Genomic DNA, 1478 nt, shown 5'->3' with positions numbered 1-1478 from the left:
GGTTGGTCGGCGGTCGTTGGTGCGGGTTTGTGTTTTGCTCGTGGCATGGTATCCCCTTACAAGCCTATTCTGGAAATGCTCGTCTTTGGGTTGGGAACCAAATACACACGCTATTGTACAGTCTCATCGCCCGTTGTCGTCATTGAATCCAAGCGGCACTAGCTAGTGCTCTTTTTATGGTTTGATGGAAGCCGTTGGTTTTCAGGAATTTAACGGACACATGCGAGGATACGAATGGATGATCATCCAGAGAGCCTTACCGCGTCAGCATTAATTGATGAACTCTTTCATGTGCTTCGTGATGTCGCTACCGCATCACAGGGAGTGCACCATATTCTCTATTCCTCGTTTCTCAAGGGTTCATTATCCGTAGACCAAGAAAGACTCTTTGTTTTACTTAAGTCGTATGATGCTAAATTAGCATCCTATGCAGCATTCGTGGATCACTGGAGACGGTCACAGCGTGATTAAGTATGGCCGTACTCACGTATAAAAATGATCAGCGCAGAATTGGTTCGTCGATCAATTCTGCGCTGGGATCGAGAGCGTAGCGTAACAAATCACCATCATGAGAGGAATAAAGAGGGGGAAAGAAGCATTAATTTGTGTTAATTCCAAGGGCCGACTTTGCCTCCAAGTTGGCCCTTGCCCGTCTCTCATCCCAATCGTTTGAGTTGCGCATTCACCCATCCCTCTTCTTCCAGGATCATGGTTCCTAACCATTTGTGTGTTTTTAATAATGGTATGATTAGTGGTAATTTTACCCATACAGTATCGTAGGTTAGACAACGATTCCACTCTAATTGGAAGATATTAAGAATATGGCTATCATATTCTTGATATTCTTCAAGTACAACGATAAGAGTCTTAATTCTTAGATCATCACTTATAATAGATTGAGCGAGTTTAAGAGCAAGATTTTTATCTATATAAATGACGATGGGTATAATTTTTACTAACGTATTATCACGAGACACTATTTGTTCAATAGATTGGGCGTTTTGAATTGCTTTTTGCAATATAATAGCTGCATATGAGTGATTATCTTTGGAAAGAATGGTTTGGGCAATGATATTTAATACTTCGGCTCGCTTTTTGTGATCACCAATGGCTTCGGCAATCGTTACCCCACTATTAAAATTACCCTTAGAGACTGCAATCTGGCTAACAAAATCGAATACTTCATCTCTTATCCAGTTATTATCTATTAACTGAGCAACGATGGTGGAGGTTTCAAAATCATCTTTAGATGCCGCAGCCTGCGCGATGGTGCTAAGGGTTTCGCTGCGTTTTGTAGGATTGTCAATCAGTTGAGCAATGGTTAGTGCATCATTGAGGGAGTTCATAGATACCGCAGCCTGCGCGATGGTGCTAAGGGTTTCGCTGCGTTTTGTAGGATTGTCAATCAGTTGAGCAATGGTTAGTGCATCATTGAGGGAGTTCATAGATGCCGCAGCCTGCGCGATGGTGCTAAGGGT

At 42.6% G+C, this 1478-nt stretch carries 1 pseudogene; it reads right to left on the bottom strand.

Annotated features, from left to right (window positions below):
- Window positions 1-656 precede the first annotated feature (656 nt).
- A pseudogene (locus ABEB26_RS26830) lies at window positions 657-1478 on the bottom strand (hypothetical protein); the annotation flags it as partial.

The sequence above is a fragment of the Herpetosiphon gulosus genome, from assembly GCF_039545135.1.
Classification (GTDB): domain Bacteria; phylum Chloroflexota; class Chloroflexia; order Chloroflexales; family Herpetosiphonaceae; genus Herpetosiphon; species Herpetosiphon gulosus.
Note: the sequence above shows the minus strand (reverse complement) of the source record. Positions and strands in the feature narration are given on the sequence as shown.